Raw genomic sequence first — 22,729 nt, forward strand, 5'->3', positions numbered from 1 at the left:
CCGCTCCCGCCGGGCGAAGGCACGCTCGGCGCGTTCCTCCGCCTCCGGGTCGAGATGGCAGGTGGCTTCGTCGAGGAGGACGAGGGGGGCGTGGGAGAGGTAGGCCCGGGTGAGGGCGATCAGCTGGCGCTCACCTGCGGAGAGCGCGGCCGGGTCGACGGGGGAGCCGGGCCCGCCGAGGGTTTCGAGAAGCGGGGAGAGCCCGACGGCTTCGGCTGCGGCGAGCAGCTCCGCTTCGGGTACGGGGTCCGGTCGTAGGTGGCTCAGATTGTCGGCGAGGGTCCCACTGAAGACGTACGCCTCCTGGGGGATCAGCACGCGCCGGTCGACCGTCTCGGACACCGGCCGCCCGTACATCCGGATCGTGCCGTGTCCGGGGGTCAGCAGTCCGGCGGCGAGAGCGGTGAGCGTGGACTTCCCGATACCGCTCGGGCCTACGACGGCCAGGTGGGCGCCTTGGGGGAGGGCGAGGGTGAGGTCGCGGAGGACGGGGGCGCCGGCGGCGCCGTAGGCGAAGGTGACGGAGGTGAGGGTGAGGGCTGGGGGATTGGTCAGGGGTGGGGTGGGGGTGAGGTGGGGTACCGCGGGCGGAGTTCCCGAGGGCGATGGTGGTGCCAGGCGGCGCAGGACCACCGCGAGGCGGGAGCCGCTGGTGCCCAGGCCGTGGACCAGGTTCTGGAGGGCGGGCAGCAGGGACTGGGTGACGTAGGCGAGTGCGCCGACCAGGCCGCCCGGGGTGACGCCGTGGCCGAGGAGCCAGGGGGCGGTGGCGAGGAGCAGCACGATCGGCAACTGGCCGCCGACCGCGAGGGACGCCACGCGGAGGACGCCCCAGCGGGCCAGGGAACGGGCGGCGCGCAGTTCGGCGTCGACGAGGTGCCCGGTGTCGGCGGCGACCCGTTCCTCTGCACCGGCCGCCGTGATGTCCCGCAGGCCTGGGCAGACGGTGCCCAGCCGGGCGGCGAGGGCCTCGTCGGCGAGGAGGAAGACCTCCTGCCGTCGGGCCAGCGGACGCAGGGTCGCCGTGAACAGGCACACCCCGGCGAGGAGCGGCGGCGCCACGACGAGAAGCAGCAGCGGGTCGAGTGAGAAGAGCCCCGCCAGCGCACCCACGGCGGTGAACACGAACGACCGGGACACCATCACCAGCCCCGCGAAGGTGTCCCGGGCCAGTTCCACCTGCTGGGTCAGCCCCGACAACGCCCCGCCGTCCGCCTCCCGCACCCCGCGCGCGACGACGCGTGCGACCAGCAGATCCCGGAGCGGTTCGACGAGGTCGGCGACACCGCGATAGACCCGCCCGGTCCCGAACGCCCCGAGGATGACTCCGACTCCCGCCACTCCGAGCCACGCGAGCCCGACGCCGCCCCGCCCGATGAGGAACCCGGCGTCCAGCGCCCTGGCGAGCCCGTACCCGACGAGGAAGGTCTGCCCTGTCTCCAGCACGGACCAGGCGGCGAGACGGACCAGCACCGGCCAGCGGGCGCGGAGGAAGCGGAGGCCGCGGCGGGAGAGGGCAGTGGCGTCGTGGGGTGGGGATTGCTGCGGCTGACGGTGGAGGAAGCGCGGGCGGCGCCCAGGGGCGCTACGACCATGAACCCGATCGCCCTCGTGCGGCATCGGCCCGCTCCGTCCGCTCGCCTGCTCCTCCCCGCCCGGTGCCGTCGGCCTCTCCCCGCCCGACATCAGCCCGCCCCGCCCTCTGCGCCCCGAGGCTCTCCACGCAAGCCTCTCCCCGATCCCTCCGCACCCCGCACCTTCTCCACCCCTACGCCGATCTCATCCCCCTCCCCGAACACCCCCCGGTACCCCGCCACCCCCCACAACTCCGCATGCGCCCCCACCGCCCGCACCCGCCCCCCGTCCAACCACGCCACCAGGTCCGCGCGGGCCGCCGTGGCCGCGCGGTGGGCGATGAGGAGGCGGGTGCCGTTGGAGTCCGGGCCCGTGAGGGACCTGGTGATCCGGTGTTCGGTGATCGTGTCGAGGCTGGAGAGGGCGTCGTCGAGGATCAGGACGCGGCCCTCGTGGGCGAACGCCCTTGCCAGGCCGAGGCGTTGGGACTCGCCGCCGGAGTGGGGGGCGTCGGCGACGGGGGTGGCGTAGCCGTGGGGGAGGCGGCGGATGAACGTATCCGCGTGCGCTTTTTCCGCCGCATCCCGGATCCCGGCGGGCGACGGCGACCGCAGGCCGAACGCGATCGTGTCCTCCATCGTCGTGCCGAGCAGGGCCGGGCGGTCGAAGGCGTAGCCGATCGCGTCGCGGAGCTCGTCGTGGCGCAGGGTGTGGAGCGGGACGCCGTCGAGGAGGACCTCGCCCGCGTCCGGGTCGGTCAGGCGGCCCGCGATCGCCGCGAGGAGGGACTTGCCGGCACCGGAACGGCCGACGACGGCGAGGGTCGTGCCGCCGGGGATCACCAGGTCGATGTCGGACAGGACAGTTCGTTCGCCTTGCCGGACGGTCACGCCGCGCAGCTCCAAGTGGCCGGGGCCCGGCGGGAGTTGGCGGTGTCCGTGGGTGGGGGCCGGTTCGGCGAGGATCTCGTCCAGGCGCCGGGTCGCTGCCTTCGCGCGGAGCAGGCCTGAGAGTTGGCCGACCAGTACCCCAACACCTGTTGCCAGCACCGCATATCGGGACGCGGCCAGCACGTCGCCCACCGTCAGAGCGTGCCTCGTCAGCCGGTAGCCCGCCACGGCAACTACGGCCAGTTGGAGGAGGGGCGCCACGGTGACCGCCTGTGCTGCGGCCCGTCCCTGTACCCGCCACATGCGGTGGCCCGCGCGGGAGAGTTCGGGCAGCGGGCGCAGGATCCGTGCCGTCTCGCGGTCCGCCGTGCCCGCCGCCTGGATCGTACGGAAGCCGCTCATCGCCTCCGCGAGCGCCGACGCCATCCGGCCCTGGACCTGTTGGTACCGCGTCACGCACTCCGAGGTGTCCCGGGCGAAGGCGCGGAGGAGGAAGGTGAGGAGCGGCGCCCCGGCCAGGAACACGGCCGCCAGCCACGGGTCGATCAACGCCAGCGCGACCACGCCTCCGACCGGTCCCGCCAGCGCCGCCAGCAGCGCGGCCACCGCACCCGGCGCCGTCCCGGCCTGCGCGGCGTTCCCCACCAGCCGGGCCACCAACTCCCCGGCACCGAAACGGGAGTTGGCGCGCGGGCCGAGAGCCAGTACATGCCCGGTGACACGTCGGCGCAGCCATGCCGTCGACCCGGCCGTGACCGTGCCGCCGAGCACCGTCCCGCACGCGTCCAGCACCCCGATCAGCAGGACCAGCCCCGCGCACCCCCACACCCAGCGCGCCGCCGGGGCGTGTGCCAACAGGTGGTCCAGGGTCCGGCCCAGCACGGCGGGCAGCAGCAGCGCGGCCGCCGTGGACGCCGTACTGACGGCGCCCAGTGCCACACAGCGCACGCCGGCCGCGCGGACGGCCGAGTGCAGCAACGAACCGGTCACCGGGGTGCCTTGGGCGTGCGTCGTCATACGGCGGTCCCTCGGGGTGACGTGACGTGGACCCCGGGCGGCCCTCCCCTCGTGGGAGGGGGCCGCCCGGAGCCGTGGGTTCACCGAGTCGTCAGAGACAGAGCAGAACGCTCGCCGCGCTGACGCAGGAGAGCAGGCTGACGGTGCTCGCGCCGCCGCCGTCGTTGTGCTCGTCGGATTCCATCGTCTGCAGGTCGAGAAGTGCCATGAGAAGTCCTTTCGTTGTGGGGACGGGGTTGGTGGTGTCACGACTCCGTCAGGTTGCGGAGCCGCGCTGAGTGGGCCGCCGGAGCGGCGGCAGGAAGGGCAGCCCAGGGGCCGTTTCGGCATCGCCGAAGGCCGCGCCGAGCGCGAGCAGGCAGCCGGCGGTGCCGGTGCCCAGGTCCATGGACAGCCGCATCATCTGGTGCCCGGGGAAGGCGAGTTGGCCCTCGTACGACATCGCGAACCAGCCGAGACCGGTGACCTGTTCGGCCAGCCTGTGGGCGTCGGCGCCCGGCGCGGTCGTACGGGCGAGGTGCAGGACCATCCCCGCGCGGCCCTGGAAGAGACCGGGCTGCGCGTAGAAGCGGGAGGTCGCGGCGGTGAGGATGCCGGCGCGGGCTCGCTCGAACTCGCCGTCCCCGTCCGGGACGTGGGCCAACAGGTCGTCGATCACCATGCCCAGACCCACGCTCCCGTCGCCGAGGTACGGAAGCGTCCGCCACCCCTCGTCGACCTCCAGGCCGCCGCCGCGCTGCACGACACAGCACTCAAGGTCCCGGCGCAGGGCGGTAGTTGCCGCGTCGAGCAACCGCCGGTCGCCCGTCGACCCGTACTGCCGCAGCAGGAACAGCGCCGGTCCGCTCGCACCCCGCAGCAGTCCGGCCCGTCGCCGGGGTGTCGCGGGGTGGGGTTCCGCGAGGCGTCGTACCAGGATGTCCGCGGCCTCCGCCGCCCGCTCGCGCAGCTCCGACTCGCCTGTGTCGACGGCCAGTTGACCGAGGACCAGGCCGAGTCCTGCCAGGCCGCCGTGCAGGTCGGAGGAGAGGTTCTGCCAGCGTTCCGCGAGGATGCCGGAGATCAGGTCGAGGGCGCGTTGGCGGTGGCCGAGCCGGTCGAGGACGTGGGCGACGCCCGCGAGTCCGTCGTAGAGGCCGAGCGGGGTACCGATCGGGGAAGGGGCGGTGCGGTCGAGGAGCCAGCGTTCGCCCTCCTCGTAGCGGTCGGCGCCGGTCGCGTCGAGGGCGTACAGGACACCGGCCGCGCCGTGCGCCAGGCCGAGTCCGCCGCCGTCGGAGAACTGGGCGACGTCACCCGGGAAGAGGCGGTCGTCCCGGTCCGGGGTCGCGGAGGCGAGGATCGCCTTGACCATCGAGTCACGGCTGTAGGGCCAGTCGCCGGGCCGCACGAAGGCCGGAGCCGTCACCGCGCCCTCGCCCCGCGTGATCTCCGCTACCGCCTTCTCCAAGAACTCCCTCGGCACGTCCGGGAATTGGCCCGCGATCACCTCGGCCAGGTGGGCCGCCTTGCCGCGGTCGACCACGAACAGGGTGGTCACCGGTAGGAACAGGGCGAGCCGCAGACAGGCCAGCGCGTACCGGTCGACGTCGACGCCCCGGCGGTCCGGCGGCGCGAAGAAGCCGGGGTGGGCGACGACTTGGCGGCCGTTCTCCTCGGCCGGGGCCGCCGCCTCGAAGTCGATGAGGAACACCGACTCCTCGTCGGGCGCGACGATGACGTTGAAGATGTGCAGGTCGTTGAAGACGATCCCGCGCGCGTGCACCGCGTCCATCGCCCGCTCCACCGCCGCGTGGATCCGCAGCGCCCACGCCGTGTACGCGGCGACCGCGTCCGGGTCGGGGTCCGGGGTGAGCAGCGGATGCCGTTCCGCGAAGAAGGAGTTGAGGGGCGCCCCTCGACGAAGTCCATGACCAGGAACCGGTGTTCACCCAGCAGGAACCAGTCCCGCACCTCGGGCACCACTCCGGTTCCGGCGACCCGCTCCAGCGCCAGCTTCTCCCGCTCAAGGCGGACGATCGCGTCGGCGCCGTCCGAGGCGAGCCCCGCGTGCGGCCGCCCCTCCTTGAGGACGACCTTGCGCCCGTCGCGGGTGTCGGTGCCCGCGTACACCCCGCCGCCGTTCGAGAAGTGCAGCGCCTTCTCGATGCGGTACGGCAGCTCGCCCACCGTCGTGGTGTTGCGCGCCGCGAGCTGCGGCTCCAGGAACGCCGGCAGGGTCACCCACTCCGGGACCTGGAAGGACGGCGCCCGACGGTCCGGCACCAGCTGCCCCGAGCCGTCCCGCACCGCCGGGACCAGCGAGCCCCGCTCGTCGACGACGAAGGTGCGCGCGAAAGCGCCGTAGCGGACGTAGAGCGGGCCGTCGTTCCAGCGGAGGTCGGTGAGGATGTACGGGCCCTCGAAGCCCTCCAGGAGTTTGCCCAACTCGCTGAGGATCTCGTGGAGTTGGTCCTCGTCGGACGGGTAGACCGTGACGAACTTGCCGCTGGTGTCGCGGCCCGCGTACTTCGTGTTGCGCAGGTGGAGCAGGTGCGGGCCCGGGACGAACTTGAACGGGATGCGGCGCGGGACGCAGTAGTCCCACACGAGGGCGGCGACGCGGTCCGCGTTCGTCCGGGTGGCCGAGGCGTGGATCTTCCAGCCCTGGGCCGGCCCGGGTAAGGGGCCGCCGTCCTCGTCCAGCGGGGTCAGCGTCAGCCAGTCGCCGATGCGGGCCGAGCTCCAGTCGTCCGGGACCTCGCGGCGCGCCGTGGCGAACAGGGGCGCGGCGGTCTCCGTGCCGGGTGCCGACAGGCGGTCCGGTGTCTCGTAGAAGTGTCGGTCGGCGAGCGCGTACACCTCGTACCGCTTGTCCATGGTCGTCCCCCTCCGTGGCCCGGCTCGAATCTCCCAGCCGGGCGATGGACGCGGACAGTCACGCCTGTCACGAGAACCCTGTGCGGTACGCATGGGTAAAGACTTGTTCGGCGCCTTTCGAGCCGGATGGGGGCCCATACGGTCCCTCATCTCCACGGAATGGTCACAGGGGCTGCGCAGTCGGCGCATAAGCGCTGTAATTGCGGACGTGGTCAGTGAGGGCACTGAGGGACGCGGAACGCGAACGCTGCGTGCCGAACTTGCCCTCAAGACGCTCACCGTCGATCTCGACCCCCGCGAACGGCTGCGCCGCGTCCTCGAACAGGCCCTCGTCTTCGCCGGTGCGAGCTTCGCCGGGGTGTACACACCCGGTGACGACGCCGACCTCCTGTGCCTGGCCGAGTCCGTCGGGGTGCCGCGCACGCTGTACGGGCTGCGGGACGGCTATCCGGCGGCCGGGGGATCACCGGTCGCCGAGGTGCGGCGGGCCGGGCACGCGGTGTGGCTCGGCCCCGAGGAACTGGCCGCGGGCGGTGACGCGCGGCGGCTGCCGTCGGGGGAGTTCCATCTGGCGGTGCTGCCCGTGCGCGGCGACCGGGGCGGCGGCTGCCTGCTCGCGGTCGGTGAACGCCCGGACGGCTTCGGCACCGAGGACCGCGCGTGCCTTGCGCTGATCGCCGAGGCGGTCGCCATCCCGGTACCGGCCGAGTCGGTGGCGGGCGAGGACGTGGCCGCGGGCGCGTTCGACCTGGCCATGGACACCGGGCGGGTCGAGGTCGGCGGCGACGTCCTGGAGCTGTTCGGGCTCGGCCCGGGCGACTTCGACGGCAAGGTCGAGACCCTGCTCGGGCTGACCGTGCCGGAGGACCTGCCCTCGCTGATGTCCGTCGTCGAGGCCGACCACATGGCCATCGGCGACCGTGAGCTGGAGTTCCGGGTCCTGCAGCCCTCGGGGACGCCGAAGTGGCTGCGGCTGCGCGGCCGGCTCCTGCCCGGCGGCGACGGCCGCCCGGCCCGTCTCGTCGGCACCGTCGGCGCCGCCTCCCAGCTGCGCTCCGGCGTCAACGACGTGGCCCGCGTCCAGCGCCTCGCCGCCGCCCTCGCCATGGCAGGCACGGTCCGCGACGTCAGCCAGGCCGTGGTCGCCGCCCTGCGCAAACCGCTGCGTGCCGACCGGATCGCGCTCGCCGAACTGGAGGGCGACCGGCTCGTCGTCACCGTCCTCGACCCGCCCGAACCGGAGGCCTGGCCCGAGCTGTGGCGCCTGGAGTGGCGCAGCGAATGGCCCGACGCACCCGTGCGCACGATGCCCACCCTCGCCGCCGCCCTGCGCGAGGGCCGCGCCGCGATCTGGCCCGCGGGCACCGACCTGGAACCCGCCCTCGCCGAGGTCGGACCCGGCGGCCTCGCCGTCCTGCCGCTGTCCGCGGGCGGCCGGGTCTCCGGTGCCTGCCTCATCGGCTGGGACGACCCGCACGTCTTCGGCCCCGACGAACGCGCGCTGCTCACCGCCTCCGCCGGGCTCGCCGGACAGGCCCTGATGCGCGCCCACGCCTTCGACGCCGAGCACGAACTCGTCGGCATGCTCCAGCGCCAGCTGCTGCCGCGCCGCCTGCCCACCCTGCCCGGCGCGGTCGCCGTCGCCCGCTATCTGCCGACCACCGCCGGTCTCGAGGTCGGCGGCGACTGGTACGACGTGATCCCGCTCCCCGACAACCACGTCGCCCTCGTCATCGGCGACGTCCAGGGCCACAACGCGGGCGCCGCCACCCTCATGGGCCAGATGCGCACCGCGCTGCGCGCCTACGCGGTCGAGGGACACCCGCCCGACGTGGTCGTCTCGCACGCCAACCGCCTGCTCATCGACCTGGAGACCGACCTCTTCGCCACCTGCTGCTACGTCGACGTGAATCTGGAGGAAGGTTCCGCCTGGTACGTGCGGGCCGGCCATCTCCCGCCCGTCCTGCGGCACCCGGACGGCAGCACCGAGATCCCCTACGCGGACGGCGGACCGCCGCTCGGCGTGGTCACGCAGGCCGACTTCCCCATGAGCCCGCTGCGGCTGCAGCCCGGCACCGTCGTCGCCCTCACCACCGACGGCCTAGTCGAGTCCAAGGAGGCCGACATCGACGAGGGCCTCGACCGCCTCGCCCACGGCCTCGCCGTCTCCGACCCCGCCCACCTCGGCCTCGTCGCCGACGCGCTGCTCGGCAACGCCCGCCGCGAGGACGACGTAGCCCTCCTCCTCATGCGCTACGACGGCCTCGCCACCCGCCCCCGCCGGGAGAACTGGACGGTCTGGCGCGTCCCCGAGGCGGCCCGGCACGCCCGCCGCTTCACCAGGCGGACCCTGCGCACCTGGGGCGTCACCGAGGAGACCGACACCATCCTGCTCGTCGTCTCCGAGCTGGTCACCAACGCCCTGGTGCACACCGACGGGCCCGTCCGCCTCGACCTCACCCTGGTCAACCGGCGGTTCCGGGTCGCCGTGGCGGACTCTTCTCCGCGCACCCCGGTCAAACCCACCAGCATCGGCTGGGAGGCCACCGGCGGGCGCGGCATCCTCCTCGTCGAGGCCATGTCGGCGGCCTGGGGCACGGTGCCGGTGAGCGGCGGCAAGCAGGTGTGGGCCGAGATCGCGCTCGACGGATAGACGGCCGCACGGGTGCCTCCAAGGGCACGTAACGGCAGGTCGGGACGGTCGGCCGTCCGTGCCGTGATGGGGTGCGGGCTTGTGGCACACACCTTCGAGGAACTGGTCGAGAAGCACCGCGCGGCCCAGGCGGCACGCGCCCGGGTCCAGGAGATGCGGGACTCCCTGGGAGCCCCCGCGCACGAATCCTGGACCGAGGCCGAGACCGACATCTACGAGACCGCCTGGCGGGCCTGGCGCGACCTCGCCCGTGACATGCAGGCCGCAGCCGACGAGTACGCGCGCGACGAGGGCCTCGACCGGGCCGAGGTCGAGGCGGACGTGGCACGGGCCGCAGACGATTTGTCCGGTCCGTCGGCAGGTTAGACACCTCACGGCCCACTCATCGTTGGCCGGTCGTAATAAACGAACATAGGGAGGAACGATGCACGTCCGAAGATGACGCTAAGGTGAAGCGATGAAGGCTCTCGTTCTCTCCGGCGGCACTGGATCCCGCCTGAGGCCGATCACACACACATCGGCAAAACAGCTCGTCCCGGTGGCCAACAAGGCCGTCCTTTTCTACGGGCTCGAATCGCTCGCCGACGCGGGAATCACCGAGGTCGGCATCATCGTCGGTGACACCGCGGCGGAGATCGAGGAGGCGGTGGGTGACGGGTCGAAGTTCGGCCTGAAGATCACCTACATCCCGCAGGACCGTCCCCTCGGACTGGCCCACGCCGTACTGATCGCGCGCGAGTACCTCGGCGACGACGACTTCGTGATGTACCTCGGTGACAACTTCATCGTCGGCGGCATCACCGGTCTCGTCGAGGGCTTCCAGGCCAACAAGCCCGACGCGCAGATCCTCCTCACCCACGTGCCCGACCCGCGCTCCTTCGGCGTCGCCGAGCTCAGCGAGTCCGGCCAGGTCATCGGCCTGGAGGAGAAGCCGGAGCACCCCAAGAGCGACCTCGCTCTGGTCGGTGTCTACCTCTTCACGCCCGCCATCCACGACGCCGTGCGCGCCATCAAGCCGTCCTGGCGCGGCGAGCTCGAGATCACCCACGCCATCCAGCAGCTGATCGACGACGGCGCCGACGTGCGCTCCTCGGTCATCCACGGCTACTGGAAGGACACGGGCAACGTCGTCGACATGCTCGAGGTCAACCGGACCGTCCTGGAGAGCATGGACCGCCGCATCGACGGCGACGTCGACGACGTGTCCGAGACCATCGGCCGCGTGGTGATCGAGGAGGGCGCGCGCATCGAGCGTTCGCGCATCGTCGGACCCGTCGTCATCGGGGCCGGCACGGTCGTGAGCGACTCCTACGTCGGACCGTTCACCTCGGTCGCGGAGAACTGCCGGATCACCGACAGTGAGCTGGAGTTCTCCATAGTGCTGCAGGACTCGTCCATCGCCGGGGTGGGCCGGATCGAGTCCTCGCTCATCGGCAAGCACGTCGAAGTGACCCCCGCTCCGGGGGTACCCAGCGCCCACCGCCTCGTTCTCGGAGACCACAGCAAGGTGCAGATCCGTTCATGAATCTCCTCGTCACCGGCGCCGCCGGCTTCATCGGTTCCACGTACGTCCGCACGCTCCTCGCCTCGGACGCGCCCGACGCGCCCCGCATCACGGTGCTGGACAAGCTCACGTACGCCGGCACGCTCGACAACCTGGACATAGGCCACCCGCGCCTGGAGTTCGTCCAGGGCGACATCTGCGACGCCGAACTGGTCGACAAGCTGATGGCCGGAGCGGACCAGGTGGTCCACTTCGCCGCCGAGTCCCACGTGGACCGCTCGATCAACGGCGCCGCCGACTTCGTCCGCACCAACGTGGTGGGCACCCAGGTCCTGCTGGACGCTGCCCTGCGCTACCGCACCCCGTTCGTGCACATCTCCACCGACGAGGTCTACGGCTCCATCGAGACCGGCTCCTGGCCCGAGACCCACCCGCTGGCGCCCAACTCGCCGTACTCCGCGTCGAAGGCGTCCTCGGACCTGCTGGCCCTGGCCTACCACCGCACCCACGGCCTGGACGTGCGCGTCACCCGCTGCTCGAACAACTACGGGCCGCACCAGTTCCCCGAGAAGGTCATCCCGCTGTTCGTCAGCAACCTCCTCGACGGCAAGAAGGTCCCGCTCTACGGCGAGGGCCTCAACGTCCGCGACTGGCTGCACGTCGAGGACCACTGCCAGGGCATCGAGCTGGTGCGCACCAAGGGCCGCGCCGGCGAGGTCTACAACATCGGCGGCGGCACCGAGCTCAGCAACAAGGAGCTCACCGGCCTGCTGCTCGAAGCCTGCGGCGCCGACTGGGACTCGGTCGAGCGCGTCGAGGACCGCAAGGGCCACGACCTGCGCTACTCCGTCGACTGGTCCAAGATCCACGACGAGCTCGGCTATGAGCCGAAGCACGACTTCGCCTCCGGCCTCGCCGACACCGTCGCCTGGTACCGCGACAACCGCGCCTGGTGGGAGCCCCTCAAGGCACGGGTGGAGCGCGGCTGATGAAGTGGCTGGTCACCGGTGCCGGCGGGATGCTCGGCCACGACGTCCTGGACGAACTCGCCCGGCGCGGTGAGCAGTCCGTCGGTCTCGACCGCGCCGCCCTGGACATCACCGACCCCGCGTCGGTGGACCGGGCGTTCGCGGAACACCACCCCGACGTGGTGGTGAACTGCGCGGCGTACACCGCCGTCGACGACGCCGAGACCGACGAGGAGCGGGCCCTTCGCATCAACGGCGAGGGGCCCCGGCTCCTGGCCCGCGCCTGCGCCGCCTCGGGCGCGCGGCTGGTGCACGTCTCCACCGACTACGTCTTCGACGGCGAGGCCCGCAGCACGCCGTACCCGGAGAATCACTCCACCGCCCCGCGCACCGCCTACGGCCGGACCAAACTCGCTGGCGAGCAGGCCGTGTTGGCCGAACTGCCCGGTAACAGCGCGGTTGTCCGAACGGCTTGGCTGTACGGAGCCTGTGGGGGTAACTTCGTCCGCACAATGATCGAGCTGGAGGCGCGGCGCGACACTCTCGACGTCGTCGACGACCAGCACGGTCAACCGACCTGGACCGCCGACGTCGCCGTGCGGATCGCCGATCTCGGCGAGCGCATCGGCCAAGTCGAAGGCGCGCACGGGGTGTTCCACGCGACCAGCTCCGGCGAGACCAGCTGGCACGGTCTCGCACAGGAGGTGTTCCGGCTCATCGACGCCGACCCGGAGCGCGTCCGCCCCACCACGAGCGCGGCCTTCGTCCGTCCCGCGCCCCGCCCCGCCTACAGCGCCCTCGGGCACGAGCGGTGGCGGGAGGTCGGTCTGGAACCGCCGAGGGACTGGCGGTCCGCCCTGCACGAAGCACTTCCTCACATCCGCAAGGAGATTTCTTCGTGAAACGTCATGAGTTCCTGCGGGGGCTCCACAAGTCAACCGCGAACCGCAACTACCTGGAGATCGGCGTCAACGACGGCCGCAGCCTGACGCTCTCCCGGGTGCCCAGCGTTGCGATCGATCCCGCGTTCAAGGTGGTCACGGAGATCCGCTGTGACGTCCACCTGGCCAAGGCGACCAGTGACGACTTCTTCGCCCGGGACAACCCGCTGGTGCACCTGCGGGGCGGCCGTCACCCGCTGCGTCAACTGGCCCGCAACCGCAGCCCGTTGGGCTGGTGGCGGACCACCACGCTGGACCTGTCGTTCATCGACGGCATGCACCTGTTCGAGTACGCGCTGCGCGACTTCATCAACGTGGAGAAGCACTCGGACTGGGCCAGCGTCATCGTCTTCGACGACATGCTGCCGCGCAGCATCGACGAGGCCGCCCGGGACCGGCACACCGACGCCTGGACCGGTGACGTCTACAAGCTGGTCGAGATTCTCAACCGCTACCGTCCCGACCTCGTGACGGTCCTGGTCGACACGCAGCCCACCGGCCAGCTCGTGGTCTTCGGCGCGGACCCCGCCAGCACCGTCCTCAAGGACAAGTACGACGAGATCGTCGCCGAGTTCGAGGTCCCGGACCCGCAGAAGGTGCCCGAGGCGATCCTGGAGCGCACCACCGCGGTGAAGCCCGAGGCGCTGCTCGGCGCCGGTTTCTGGGGTCCCCTCGCGGCGGCCCGCAACCGCGGGACCAAGCGGTCCCGCGGCTGGGAGCCCCTGCGCCGCTCGGTGGAGCAGCTCAGCGTCAGTCGCTGAGCTGCCCACTCCGCAGTCGCTCGTAGTAGGCGGAGCAGTCCGCGTAGGACGGAAGAAGTCCTGACTGCTCCGCCTCTGCCAGTGTCGGCGCCTCCGCGTCCTTGTCGGACAGCACCGGCTCGAAACCCTCGGGCCAGGCGATGCCGAGCGCCGGGTCGAGCGGGTTGATCCCGTGCTCACGGCCGGGGGAGTACCCCGTCGAGCACAGGTACACGACCGTCGCGTCGTCGGTCAGGGCCATGAACGCGTGCCCCAGACCCTCCGCGAGGAACACGGCGTGCTTGGTCTCGTCGTCCAGCCGGACGGCCTCCCACTGACCGAACGTGGGAGAGCCGACGCGGATGTCCACGATCACGTCGAGGACGGCTCCGCGCACACACTTCACGTACTTGGCCTGGCTCGGCGGCACGTCGGAGAAGTGCACTCCGCGCACCACACCGCGCCGCGAGACCGAGCAGTTGGCCTGGGACAGAGCCAGGTCGTACCCGGTGGCCTCGCGGAACTCCTCACCGCGGTACCACTCGTGGAAACTGCCCCGGTCGTCAGGGAAGACCTTGGGTTCCAGGACCCAGGCGCCTTCAATCCCCAGTGATCGCACGTTCTCTTGTCCTCCGGCTTGCTCGGGCACTGCTGCTTGCTCGGGTACCGCAACTAGCTCTCGGATACCGCTACTTGTTCAGGGCGCGCTTCAGCTTGCGTGCCACCCGGCGGGCCAGCCCGGGCTTGGGCTTGGCGGCCACCGGCTTCGGCGCGGGCTTCGGCTCGGCGGACTTGGGGGCCTTCGGCGCCGCCTCCACCCGGATACCGCCGGCGTCACCGGTCAGCCGTACCGGCAGCGCCAGGAAACGCTGTCCGGTCGCGGCCGGGGTCAGACACACCGACGCGTTCCACGCCGCGTCCTTCAGATCCGCGGCCGGCACCTCGGCGGCCAGCCGTGCGCCGGAGGACTCGGGGGAGACCACACCGGGCACGTCCAGGGTCGTACCGGACGACTTGTGGGTCAGCCGCAGCAGTACGTCCGTGGTGGCGGGGACGTAGAAGGGGAGCAGGACGCCGACGCGGGCGCCGGTGACCGTGAAGTCGCCGGGCTTGAGGTCGGCGAGGCCCAGGCGCTTGCTCGCCTTGTCGACGTCCAGGGAGAAGTTGCCGTGCGGCTCCGTGTAGTACGGGAGCATGACCTGGCCGGCGACGACACCGGCGTGCCCGGCGTTCTCGCCGTGCTGCGGGACCGGGCCGAGGCGGCACTCCTTGTTCCAGGAGCCGATGACGACGCGGACGTAGGTGTCCCAGAGCCCGCTGCTCAGCGGGGAGCCGACGGCCGCGGAGGCGGGGTCGACGGTCGCCGTGGCGTGCAGCACCAGGCGGACGCCGTCGCCGTCGGGGACCGTCTCGTGCGAGAGCTGCACGGGCTGGAAGTGCGAGGCGGCGCTGGTGCGTTCGCGCAGGACGAGGTCGGCCGTCGCCTTCTTGAAGTTGGCGGTGGCGTCGGCCGTGAGCATGGCGGTCGCCTCGGCGAGGGTCTTCGGCTCCGGGTGCTTGGGAGCGGGCGCGCCCTTGGCCTCGAAGACCGCGGGCTTGCCGTCGATGACGAACTCGGCCTGGTAGTGGACCAGCAGCTTGCCGTCGCGCCACTCGATCTCGCCGGGGACCGCGGTCGGCTTGAGGGACGCCTCCCACTCGGCCAGCTCGACGAGGTCGTCGTAGCGGTCGGCGGCGGCGAGGGCCGCGACGACCCGCAGGCGCGGGCCGAGACCGGCCGCGACACCGGGGCCGAAGCGCTCGGTCATGACACCGCGGATCTCCTTGAGGAGTTCACGGCGGTAGTCGTCCGGGGCCTTCAGCAGCCGGCCGCCGCCGAGGCGCTCCATCATCTCCACGCGCAGCCAGCGGCGGAAGATCTTGTCGCGGGCCGCACCGGGCTCGGTGTACTTCTCGACGACGTCGAGGGCCTCGCGCAGGTTCTTGAAGTAGCCGACGGGGTCGAAGCGCTGGAAGCCGGCGTTCGAGGCGTCCTCGCGCTTGATGTGGTAGTAGCAGACGTAGTCGCTGAGCACGGCGACGTTGTCCGCGGCGAGGTAGGCCTCCGTCACGAAGACGTGGTCCTCAAGGCGCCGACGCCCCTCGGGGAACCGCAGGTTGATGCGGTCGAGGAACGCGCGGCGGAGCATCTTGTGCGGGGTGAGGCTGTCCATCAGCGGCGCGGTCGCGACCGACGCGTGCGGATAGTTCTTGCGGAACAGCTCCACGGGTACGGCGCGGCCCTTGCCGGCCATCTTGCCCACGATGACATCGGCGCCGTTGGCCACGCCGTACTCGTACATCCGCTCCAGGGCCTCGTCGCCGAGGTAGTCGTCGTTGTCGACGAACATGACGAACTCGCCCTTGGCGGCGGCGATCCCGACGTTGCGGGGCTTGCCCGACCAGCCCGACGCCTCCTGGTGGATCACGTGCATGTGGGGGTGCTCCGCGGCGATCTCGTCGAGCCGCGCGGGCGTGCCGTCCGTCGAGCCGTCGTCGACGAAGATCGCCTCGTACTCATCGTTGGGCAGCGACTGCCTGAGCAGAGAGGAGATGCAATCCTCGATATAAGGCCCTGGGTTGTACACAGGGACGACGACACTGACCTTGACCGACATCCGGCTTCTAGCCCCCTTGTTTGCGCCGCCCGTCCCCTGTTGTGGAACGGCGCGGTGGGCTGATGCTAACCCGGTCCGTCCCGATGCCGCCCATTGGGCTGGTGTTGGGCAACGGTTTACCCGGCGTAGGCGGACGTCAGCTCTCGCCGCGGGTCTTGGCCAGAAGTTCCAGGACCTCGGCGGAGGTGCCCGTCTCGCCCAGCCGCGGGAAGATCCGCTCGATGCTGTGGGCGTGCGAGACGGCGTCCAGGTCGCTCATCGCGTCGGTGGCCAGGGTCACGTGGTAGCCGTGCTCGTGGGCTGCCCGGGCGGTGGACTCGACGCCGATGCTGGTGGCGATGCCGGTCAGCACGATCTGCGTGACACCGCGGCGGCGCAACTGCACGTCGAGGTCGGTGCCGTGGAAGGCGCCCCAGTTCCGCTTGGTGATCTGGATGTCGCCAGGGTGTCCGGCCAGGTCGTCGACGATGACGTCCCAGCCCTCGGGGCGGGCCCCGCCGCCGGCGCGCTGCTGCTCCGTGCGGCCGGGTACGGCGTCCGCGCCGTCGGCGGCGAAGGTGACCCGGACCAGGACCACGGGAAGGCCGACGGCCCGGAAGGCGTCGGCGAGTTCGACGGTACGGGCGACGACCTCGGGCCCGCTGTACGGCTGGGTCGGGGCGCCGACGATGCCGCCCTGGAGGTCGATCACGACGAGAGCGGTACGGGGGTCGAGGGTGGTGAGTGCCATGGGGCGGGCCTTTCAGGAGTTCAGGAGATACGGGGGCTCAGACGGTCTTGGGTGTGAGGGTGCGCAGGGAACGGTCGGGCAGGGTGATCGCCAGGAGCAGCGCCGACCCGATCGCCATGAACAGGGCCAGGTCGTGCAGTCCCGGGGTGTCGGCGCGGTGCGGGAAGAAGGCCGCGGTGGCCGCCGAGGCGGCGAGTGCGCCGAGGTACATGAAGGTGCGCAGCAGTCCGGCGGCGGACGCGATGCGCGCGGGCTCGGCCTGCCGGTACAGGGCGTTCTGCCCGGCCAGGCCCAGCAGCCCCTGCGGTACGCCGAGCACGGCGCCGACGGCGAGCAGCAGCCAGACCGGACTGTCGGCGCCGACGAGGAACAACCCCGCACAGCCGACGACCTGGACGGCGCTGCCGACGAGCAGCTTGGCGCGGATCGCCTCGCGGCGCCCGGTGAGGGTGGAGACACCGAGAGCGGTGGCCGACAGGGGCAGCAGGATGAGCCCGGCGGCGGAGGCGTGCAGCCCGCGCCCCTCCTCCAGCCACTGCGTATAGCCGTAGAGGAAGGCGTACGAGGTCGTGTAACCGAGGAACTGCCGTATGTACGTCGTCACCAGGGGCAGGTTGCCGCCGAGGACGCGCAGGTCCACGAAGGGCTCCGGGACGCGGAGTTCGCGTCTCGCGAAGGCGACGGCCGCGGCGGCGCTGAGGACCGGGAGGTACCACTCCGAGAGGCTGGGGGCGGTCAGGAACATCATCAGCGAGACCAGCATGACGGCGAACAGGAGCATGCCGGGCGGGTCGACGTCGCGCCGGGTGCCCGCGGTCTCCTTGTTCATCTTCGGGAGCCGCAGCGCGCCGAGGACGAGACAGGCCACGGACAGCGGCACGTTGACGGTGAAGATGGCGCGCCAGCCGCCGACACCGATGAGGAAGCCGCCGAGCGTGGGTCCGATCACCGACACGGTCTGCGCGGAGACGGCGAGCGCGGTGAGGACACCGGCCGGGCTGTCCTTGCCGGTGCGCTCGGCCTCGCTGCGCGTGAGCTGCATCGCGGCCGGATACGCGGCCGAGGTGCCGAACCCGAGCAGGACCCGGGCGGCGATCAGCACGCCCAGCGACGGCGCGAGGGCGCCCATGACTCCGGCGACGCCGACCAGGGCCGTACCGATGAGGTAGAGACGGCGCGGCCCGTACATGTCGACGAGCCGCCCGATGACCGGCTGCCCCACGGCGGTGGCGAGATACAGCGCCGAGACCAGCCAGACCGTCTCCGAGGGCGGGGCCCCGAAGGCGATGCCGATCGGCACGAGGGCCACGGCGATCATCGAGGAGTTGATCGGGTTGAGAACGGAGCCGAGGACCATCGGCGCGATCAGCCGCCGGTCGAAGCCGGTGGGGGCGGGGCGCGTGGTCCGTGATCCCTCGGTGAGCTTGGGTATCACTGCTCGGACAGCCGTTCCATCAACGCCAGCGCGTCGAGAATCGTCCGCCGCTCCTGCTCGGTGTACCGGTCCTCGAAGGCGCGCGTGAGCCACTCCCCGCGGACCTGCCGGTTGCCCTCGATCCGCTCGCGCCCGGCCTCGGTGAGGGTGACGAGCTGCCTACGGCCGTCCTCGGGGTCGGGGCCGCGCCGGATGAGCCCGTGCTGGTCGAGGGCGGCGAGGGTGGCGGCCATCGACTGCGGCCTGACCCCCTCGGCCGACGCGAGGGCGCTCGCCGTGGCCGCGCCGTGCTTGCCGACGAGGGTGAGCGCCGACTCCTGCGACGGGGTCAGGTCCTCGTCGGTCGCGACCTCCCGGATCCTGCGGCGCAGCCGGCTGAGCACGATCCGCAGATCGCGGGCGGAGCGGGCCGCCGAGTCGGAGACACCCGCGGGCGTCTCGATGGGCTGGTGATCCATACCTCCACCGTAGAACCCGCCAGGGGAAACTGTCCAGTCTCGACTGAACAGTCTGAACTGTAGATCTCGTACGGTCCCGCGCGCTCCTGCCAGAACCACGGCCGCCCCTAGGCTGAGACCGTGCGTCTGCTCCTGATGTCCGACACCCACCTCCCCAAGCGCGCCAGAGAACTCCCCGCGCAACTCCTCGCCGAACTCCCGCGCGCCGACGTCGTGTTCCACGCCGGCGACTGGGTCGACACGGCCACCCTCGACCTGCTGGAGAGCCGCAGCCGCCGCCTCGTCGCCGTCCACGGCAACAACGACGGCCCCGAACTACGCGCACGCCTCCCGGAGTTGGCCCACGCCGAGCTGGACGGCCTACGCTTCGGCACCATCCACGAGACGGGCCCCGCCCAGGGCCGCGAGGCACGCTGCGCCGCCCTGTATCCCGACCTGGACGTCCTGGTCTTCGGACACAGCCACATTCCCTGGGACACGACGACTGCGGGCGGCCTGCGCCTGCTGAACCCGGGGTCCCCGACGGACCGGCGGCGCCAGCCGTACTGCACGTACATGACGGCGACGGTGAACGACGGCAGGCTGACGGAGCTTGTGCTGCATCGGCTGCCGCCGAGAAGCTGACCGGGATCACGGCCGGCTCCCGGGGTACGCAAGACAGCATGGCCGATACACGAGAAACCTGGCGGGATTCCTACGGCTGTTGACGACGCGAGTGCCCGTCCCCGGTGGACGCCCCCCTCAACTCACCGCAACGGTCGATGGATCGCCCCCGCCGCCCCCGTCAACGGAGCTCCCGTCCCGCCCCACCGCAGCGCGACGATCTCGGCGGCCACGGACACGGCCACCTCCTCGGGCGTACGCGCGCCGAGGTCGAGGCCGACGGGCGAGCGCAGGCGGGCCAACTCGCCCTCGGTCAGGCCGGATTCGAGCAGTCGCCGCATACGGTCGTCATGCGTACGGCGGCTGCCCATCGCCCCGATGTACGCGGCGGGCCGGCGCAGCGCCTCCTCAAGCAGCGGTACGTCGAACTTGGGGTCGTGGGTGAGGACGCAGATCACCGTCCGCTCGTCGGTGTCCGTGCCCCGCAGATAACGGTGCGGCCAGTCCACGACCACCTCGACGCCCGCCGGGAACCGCTTCGGCGTGGCGAACACCGGGCGCGCGTCGCACACGGTGACCCGGTAGCCGAGGAAGTCACCGATCCGGGCCACCGCCGCCGCGTAGTCGATCGCCCCGAAGACCAGCATCCGGGGCGGCGGCGCGAAGGAGTGCAGAAACACCGTGACGGAGTCCTCGCGTCGCTCACCGCGCGGGCCGTAGTGCCGCAACCCGGTTGCCCCGAGGGCGAGTTCACCACGGGCGTCTGCTGTGACGGCGACGTCGAGACCGGCTGAGCCGAGGGTGCCGAGGGTGTTGGGGGCGCCGAAAGAGCCAGAGGTACCGCGCCCACCGAGGGCACCGTCCCTGCCGGGATCACCACCGCCGCCGAAGGCATCGACCCCGCCGGGATCACCACCATCACCTCCCACCCCCTCCGCCCAAACAGCAAGCGCAGCGCCCCGCACCCCCGGCCCATCGACCACCGTCGCCACCGTCACCGGCTCACCCGCGGCGACCGACCGTGCCACCGCCCCGAACGCGGGGTCGATCTCAGGCGTGACCGGCCGTACCAGCACGGTGATCTCGCCACCGCAGGTGAGCCCGACCGCGAAGGCGTCCTCGTCGCTGTAACCGAAGGTCTCCACGCGGGCCTCGCCGCTCGCGACGACCTCCCGCGCCAGGTCAAAAACCGCCCCCTCCACGCAGCCGCCCGACACGCTCCCCACGACCTCGTCACCCGGCCCCACCGCCATCGCCGCACCGGGATCACGCGGCGCGCTGCGGCTGACCGCGACGACCGTGGCCAGGCCGAACGGGGCGCGCGCGGCGTACCAGCCGCTCAGTACCGGGAGAAGGTCACGCATGCTCGGCTCCTGTCACCGCCACCACCGCCGCCGGACGGCGCAAGCCTCGCATCCGGGCCCTGGCCTGCACCGGAGCGCCACGCGACTACCCCACCCGGCCTCCCCGGCCCAGCGTTAATCCGTTGCCGCCCGACCCCCACCCCTGCTGCACTACCGGAGACGAGTCAGCGACGACCGAGGAGTACTGAGATGCGCGCACCGTTCATGTCCACCCAGGAAGGAAGGCCCCCCTCACCGAAGGACATGACACCAGGTGCACTTGCTCAACCTCGGGATCCTCGCGCACGTGGACGCGGGTAAGACCAGCCTGACCGAGCGCCTCCTGCACTCGGCCGGTGTGATCGACGAGATCGGCAGCGTCGACGACGGGAACACCCGCACCGACACCCTCGCGCTGGAGCGCCGGCGCGGCATCACCATCAAGTCGGCCGTCGTCTCGTTCCCGGTCGACGACGTGACCGTCAACCTCATCGACACCCCCGGCCACCCGGACTTCATCGCCGAGGTGGAACGGGTCCTCGGCGTACTCGACGGCGCGGTTCTCGTCGTCTCGGCCGTCGAAGGGGTCCAGCCACAGACCCGCATCCTGATGCGCACCCTCCAGCGCCTGCGCATCCCCACGCTCCTCTTCGTCAACAAGATCGACCGACGAGGCGCACGCTACGCCGACCTCCTCCCGGCGATCTCCGAACGGCTCCGGGCGGCCGTCGTGCCCATGGGCTCGGTCGAGGGACTCGGGACACGGGAGGCCGGTTTCCTGCCGGGACTCGGCCCGGACGCACCCGCCGTCCTCGCCGAGCACGACGACGAACTCCTCACCGCGTACGTCGAGAACACCGTGTCCTACGACCTCCTGCGCGCGGCCCTCGTCACCCAGACCCGCCAAGTCCTCGTGCACCCCGTCTACTTCGGCTCCGCCGTCACCGGCGCCGGCGCCGACGCGCTGATCACCGGCATCAAGGAACTCCTCCCCGCAGCCGAAGGAGACCCCCAAGGCCCGCTCTCCGGCACGGTGTTCAAGGTCGAGCGCGGCCCGGCGGGGGAGAAGATCGCCTACGCGCGGATGTTCTCCGGCACCCTCCGCACCCGCGACCGCATCACCTTGAGAGACACCGGCGACACCAGAGACACCAGCGACACGGGCCGGGAGGGCAGAGTCACCGCGATCACCGACTTCGATCACGGCACGGACATCGCGTGCGACTCCCTCCCTGCGGGCCGCATCGGCAAGCTGCGAGGCCTCGCAGACATCAAGATCGGGGACTCGATCGGCTTACCCAGAAAGGCAGTTGAGCACTTCTTCGCGCCCCCCACCCTCGAAACCGTCGTCATCCCGGGCCCCGACACCGACCGCCGCGCCCTCCACCTCGCCCTCACCCAGCTCGCCGAACAGGACCCCCTGATCGGCCTGCGCCACGACGAGGTACGCCAGGAAACCGCCGTCTCCCTCTACGGCGAGGTCCAGAAGGAGGTCATCCAGGCCACGCTCGCCGACGAGTTCGGGGTGCACGTCACCTTCCGTGAGACGACCCCGCTGTGCGTCGAGCGGCCCAACGGCACCGGCGCGGCGGTCGAGTTCAACAAGAAGGACGCGAACCCCTTCCTCGCCACGGTCGGCCTGCGCGTCGCACCGGGCCCGGTCGGCTCCGGTGTGCGGTTCGGCCTGGAGGTGGAGCTGGGCGCGATGCCGTACGCCTTCTTCAAGGCCGTCGAGGACACCGTGCGCGAGACGCTCGGGCAGGGTCTGCACGGCTGGCGGGTCACCGACTGCGTGGTCACCATGACGCACTCCGGCTACTCGCCCCGGCAGAGCCACGCCCACCAGGGTTTCGACAAGAGCATGTCGAGCACGGGCGCCGACTTCCGCGGCCTGACCCCGCTCGTCCTCGTCGAGGCGCTGCGGCGGGCGGGCAGCCAGGTGTACGAGCCGATGCACCGGTTCCGCGTCGAGGTGCCGGCCGACACCCTCGCCGCCCTGCTGCCGGTGCTGGCCGCGCTGCGCGCCGTACCGCGGACCACCGGGACGCACGGGTCGCTGTGCGTGCTGGAGGGGGAGGTGCCGGCGGCCCAAGTGCACGGAATGGAGCGGCAGTTGCCGGGGCTGACGCGCGGAGAGGGCGAGTGGGAGAGCGCCTTCGACCACTACGCGCCCGTCGCACACGGCATCGTTCCGGAACGGGCACGCACCGACCACAACCCGCTGAACAGGAAGGAGTATCTGTTGAACGTGACGCGTCGGGTGGCCTGAAATGTGTCAACAGGGCTTGTGGCGCGCAGACTTACTCGTGAGTCAGAAGTGTTGACAGTGTCCGGAAATCACCGGACTGTAGTGGAC

The 22,729-nt window shown here is 71.6% G+C and carries 16 protein-coding genes and 2 pseudogenes; 8 read left to right on the forward strand and 10 right to left on the reverse strand.

Features of this window, described 5'->3' with window-relative positions:
* Nucleotides 1–120: 120 nt before the first annotated feature.
* From R2B38_RS39760 to lanKC, 4 genes and pseudogenes are all read right to left on the reverse strand, one after another.
* Nucleotides 121–1,686, reverse strand: a pseudogene (locus tag R2B38_RS39760) (ATP-binding cassette domain-containing protein); the annotation flags it as partial.
* A complete protein-coding gene (locus R2B38_RS39765) occupies nucleotides 1,686–3,482 on the reverse strand; it encodes an ABC transporter ATP-binding protein (RefSeq protein WP_318020651.1) in 1,797 nt (598 codons plus the stop codon). The gene R2B38_RS39765 and the pseudogene R2B38_RS39760, both read right to left, overlap by 1 nt.
* A gap of 91 nt (nucleotides 3,483–3,573) precedes the next feature.
* Nucleotides 3,574–3,690, reverse strand: coding sequence for a SapB/AmfS family lanthipeptide (locus R2B38_RS39770; RefSeq protein ID WP_033278838.1), 117 nt, complete (start codon nucleotides 3,688–3,690; stop codon nucleotides 3,574–3,576).
* Between the two features lie 48 nt (nucleotides 3,691–3,738).
* Nucleotides 3,739–6,341, reverse strand: a pseudogene (gene lanKC / locus R2B38_RS39775) (class III lanthionine synthetase LanKC).
* Between the two features lie 208 nt (nucleotides 6,342–6,549).
* Here lanKC and R2B38_RS39780 point away from each other — a divergent pair.
* The 6 genes from R2B38_RS39780 (at nucleotide 6,550) to R2B38_RS39805 (ending at nucleotide 13,168) form a co-directional block, all read left to right on the forward strand.
* Nucleotides 6,550–8,994, forward strand: a complete 2,445-nt coding sequence (locus R2B38_RS39780; protein ID WP_318020652.1) for a SpoIIE family protein phosphatase — start codon at nucleotides 6,550–6,552, stop codon at nucleotides 8,992–8,994.
* 81 nt (nucleotides 8,995–9,075) lie between these two features.
* On the forward strand, nucleotides 9,076–9,360 hold the full coding sequence (locus R2B38_RS39785) for a hypothetical protein (protein ID WP_318020653.1): 285 nt from the start codon (nucleotides 9,076–9,078) through the stop codon (nucleotides 9,358–9,360).
* A 91-nt stretch (nucleotides 9,361–9,451) separates the two neighbouring features.
* On the forward strand, nucleotides 9,452–10,519 hold the full coding sequence (locus R2B38_RS39790) for a glucose-1-phosphate thymidylyltransferase (RefSeq protein ID WP_318020654.1): 1,068 nt from the start codon (nucleotides 9,452–9,454) through the stop codon (nucleotides 10,517–10,519).
* On the forward strand, nucleotides 10,516–11,487 hold the full coding sequence (rfbB, locus tag R2B38_RS39795) for a dTDP-glucose 4,6-dehydratase (protein ID WP_318020655.1): 972 nt from the start codon (nucleotides 10,516–10,518) through the stop codon (nucleotides 11,485–11,487). Before R2B38_RS39790 ends, rfbB begins: the two co-directional genes overlap by 4 nt.
* Nucleotides 11,487–12,368 carry a dTDP-4-dehydrorhamnose reductase gene (gene rfbD / locus R2B38_RS39800; protein ID WP_318020656.1) on the forward strand — a complete coding sequence of 294 codons (882 nt, stop codon included), beginning with the start codon at nucleotides 11,487–11,489 and terminating at the stop codon, nucleotides 12,366–12,368. Before rfbB ends, rfbD begins: the two co-directional genes overlap by 1 nt.
* Nucleotides 12,365–13,168 (forward strand): class I SAM-dependent methyltransferase, encoded by an 804-nt coding sequence (locus tag R2B38_RS39805; protein ID WP_318020657.1) that lies wholly within the window; start codon nucleotides 12,365–12,367, stop codon nucleotides 13,166–13,168. The genes rfbD and R2B38_RS39805 overlap by 4 nt, the downstream gene beginning before the upstream one ends.
* Here R2B38_RS39805 and rfbC read toward each other — a convergent pair.
* The 5 genes from rfbC to R2B38_RS39830 form a co-directional block, all read right to left on the reverse strand.
* On the reverse strand, nucleotides 13,158–13,766 hold the full coding sequence (gene rfbC, locus R2B38_RS39810) for a dTDP-4-dehydrorhamnose 3,5-epimerase (protein WP_318020658.1): 609 nt from the start codon (nucleotides 13,764–13,766) through the stop codon (nucleotides 13,158–13,160). The two genes, R2B38_RS39805 and rfbC, sit on opposite strands and share 11 nt — an antisense overlap.
* A 70-nt stretch (nucleotides 13,767–13,836) precedes the next feature.
* Nucleotides 13,837–15,804, reverse strand: a complete 1,968-nt coding sequence (locus tag R2B38_RS39815) for a glycosyltransferase family A protein (protein ID WP_318020659.1) — start codon at nucleotides 15,802–15,804, stop codon at nucleotides 13,837–13,839.
* A 136-nt stretch (nucleotides 15,805–15,940) separates the two neighbouring features.
* Nucleotides 15,941–16,534: a hydrolase gene (locus tag R2B38_RS39820; RefSeq protein WP_318020660.1), complete on the reverse strand. Its 594-nt coding sequence runs from the start codon at nucleotides 16,532–16,534 to the stop codon at nucleotides 15,941–15,943.
* Nucleotides 16,535–16,571: 37 nt separating this feature from the next.
* Nucleotides 16,572–17,969 carry an MFS transporter gene (locus R2B38_RS39825; protein ID WP_318020661.1) on the reverse strand — a complete coding sequence of 466 codons (1,398 nt, stop codon included), beginning with the start codon at nucleotides 17,967–17,969 and terminating at the stop codon, nucleotides 16,572–16,574.
* The gene (locus R2B38_RS39830; protein WP_318020662.1) at nucleotides 17,966–18,427 is read right to left on the reverse strand and encodes a MarR family winged helix-turn-helix transcriptional regulator; all 462 of its coding nucleotides are present in this window, start codon (nucleotides 18,425–18,427) and stop codon (nucleotides 17,966–17,968) included. The genes R2B38_RS39825 and R2B38_RS39830 overlap by 4 nt, the downstream gene beginning before the upstream one ends.
* A gap of 120 nt (nucleotides 18,428–18,547) precedes the next feature.
* Here R2B38_RS39830 and R2B38_RS39835 point away from each other — a divergent pair, with 120 nt between their 5' ends.
* Complete coding sequence (locus R2B38_RS39835) at nucleotides 18,548–19,051, forward strand: metallophosphoesterase (RefSeq protein ID WP_318020663.1); 504 nt, start codon at nucleotides 18,548–18,550, stop codon at nucleotides 19,049–19,051.
* A 122-nt stretch (nucleotides 19,052–19,173) separates the two neighbouring features.
* Here R2B38_RS39835 and R2B38_RS39840 read toward each other — a convergent pair whose 3' ends face one another.
* Nucleotides 19,174–20,394 carry an XdhC/CoxI family protein gene (locus tag R2B38_RS39840; RefSeq protein WP_318020664.1) on the reverse strand — a complete coding sequence of 407 codons (1,221 nt, stop codon included), beginning with the start codon at nucleotides 20,392–20,394 and terminating at the stop codon, nucleotides 19,174–19,176.
* Between the two features lie 253 nt (nucleotides 20,395–20,647).
* Between R2B38_RS39840 and R2B38_RS39845 the strand changes: the two genes are divergently transcribed.
* Nucleotides 20,648–22,642: a translation factor GTPase family protein gene (locus R2B38_RS39845; RefSeq protein WP_318020665.1), complete on the forward strand. Its 1,995-nt coding sequence runs from the start codon at nucleotides 20,648–20,650 to the stop codon at nucleotides 22,640–22,642.
* Nucleotides 22,643–22,729: the final 87 nt, after the last annotated feature.

Origin of the sequence: Streptomyces sp. N50 (genome assembly GCF_033335955.1) — a bacterium.
Classification (GTDB): domain Bacteria; phylum Actinomycetota; class Actinomycetes; order Streptomycetales; family Streptomycetaceae; genus Streptomyces.

What these genes read in the sequence shown, in the direction of transcription:
- R2B38_RS39830 (WP_318020662.1), bottom strand. Translation starts at nt 18,427, where the DNA reads ATGGATCACCAGCCCATCGAGACGCCCGCGGGTGTCTCCGACTCGGCG.
- R2B38_RS39820 (WP_318020660.1), bottom strand. Translation starts at nt 16,534, where the DNA reads ATGGCACTCACCACCCTCGACCCCCGTACCGCTCTCGTCGTGATCGAC.
- R2B38_RS39765 (WP_318020651.1), bottom strand. Translation starts at nt 3,482, where the DNA reads ATGACGACGCACGCCCAAGGCACCCCGGTGACCGGTTCGTTGCTGCAC.
- rfbB (WP_318020655.1), top strand. Translation starts at nt 10,516, where the DNA reads ATGAATCTCCTCGTCACCGGCGCCGCCGGCTTCATCGGTTCCACGTAC.
- R2B38_RS39790 (WP_318020654.1), top strand. Translation starts at nt 9,452, where the DNA reads ATGAAGGCTCTCGTTCTCTCCGGCGGCACTGGATCCCGCCTGAGGCCG.
- R2B38_RS39770 (WP_033278838.1), bottom strand. Translation starts at nt 3,690, where the DNA reads ATGGCACTTCTCGACCTGCAGACGATGGAATCCGACGAGCACAACGAC.
- R2B38_RS39840 (WP_318020664.1), bottom strand. Translation starts at nt 20,394, where the DNA reads ATGCGTGACCTTCTCCCGGTACTGAGCGGCTGGTACGCCGCGCGCGCC.
- rfbD (WP_318020656.1), top strand. Translation starts at nt 11,487, where the DNA reads ATGAAGTGGCTGGTCACCGGTGCCGGCGGGATGCTCGGCCACGACGTC.
- R2B38_RS39815 (WP_318020659.1), bottom strand. Translation starts at nt 15,804, where the DNA reads ATGTCGGTCAAGGTCAGTGTCGTCGTCCCTGTGTACAACCCAGGGCCT.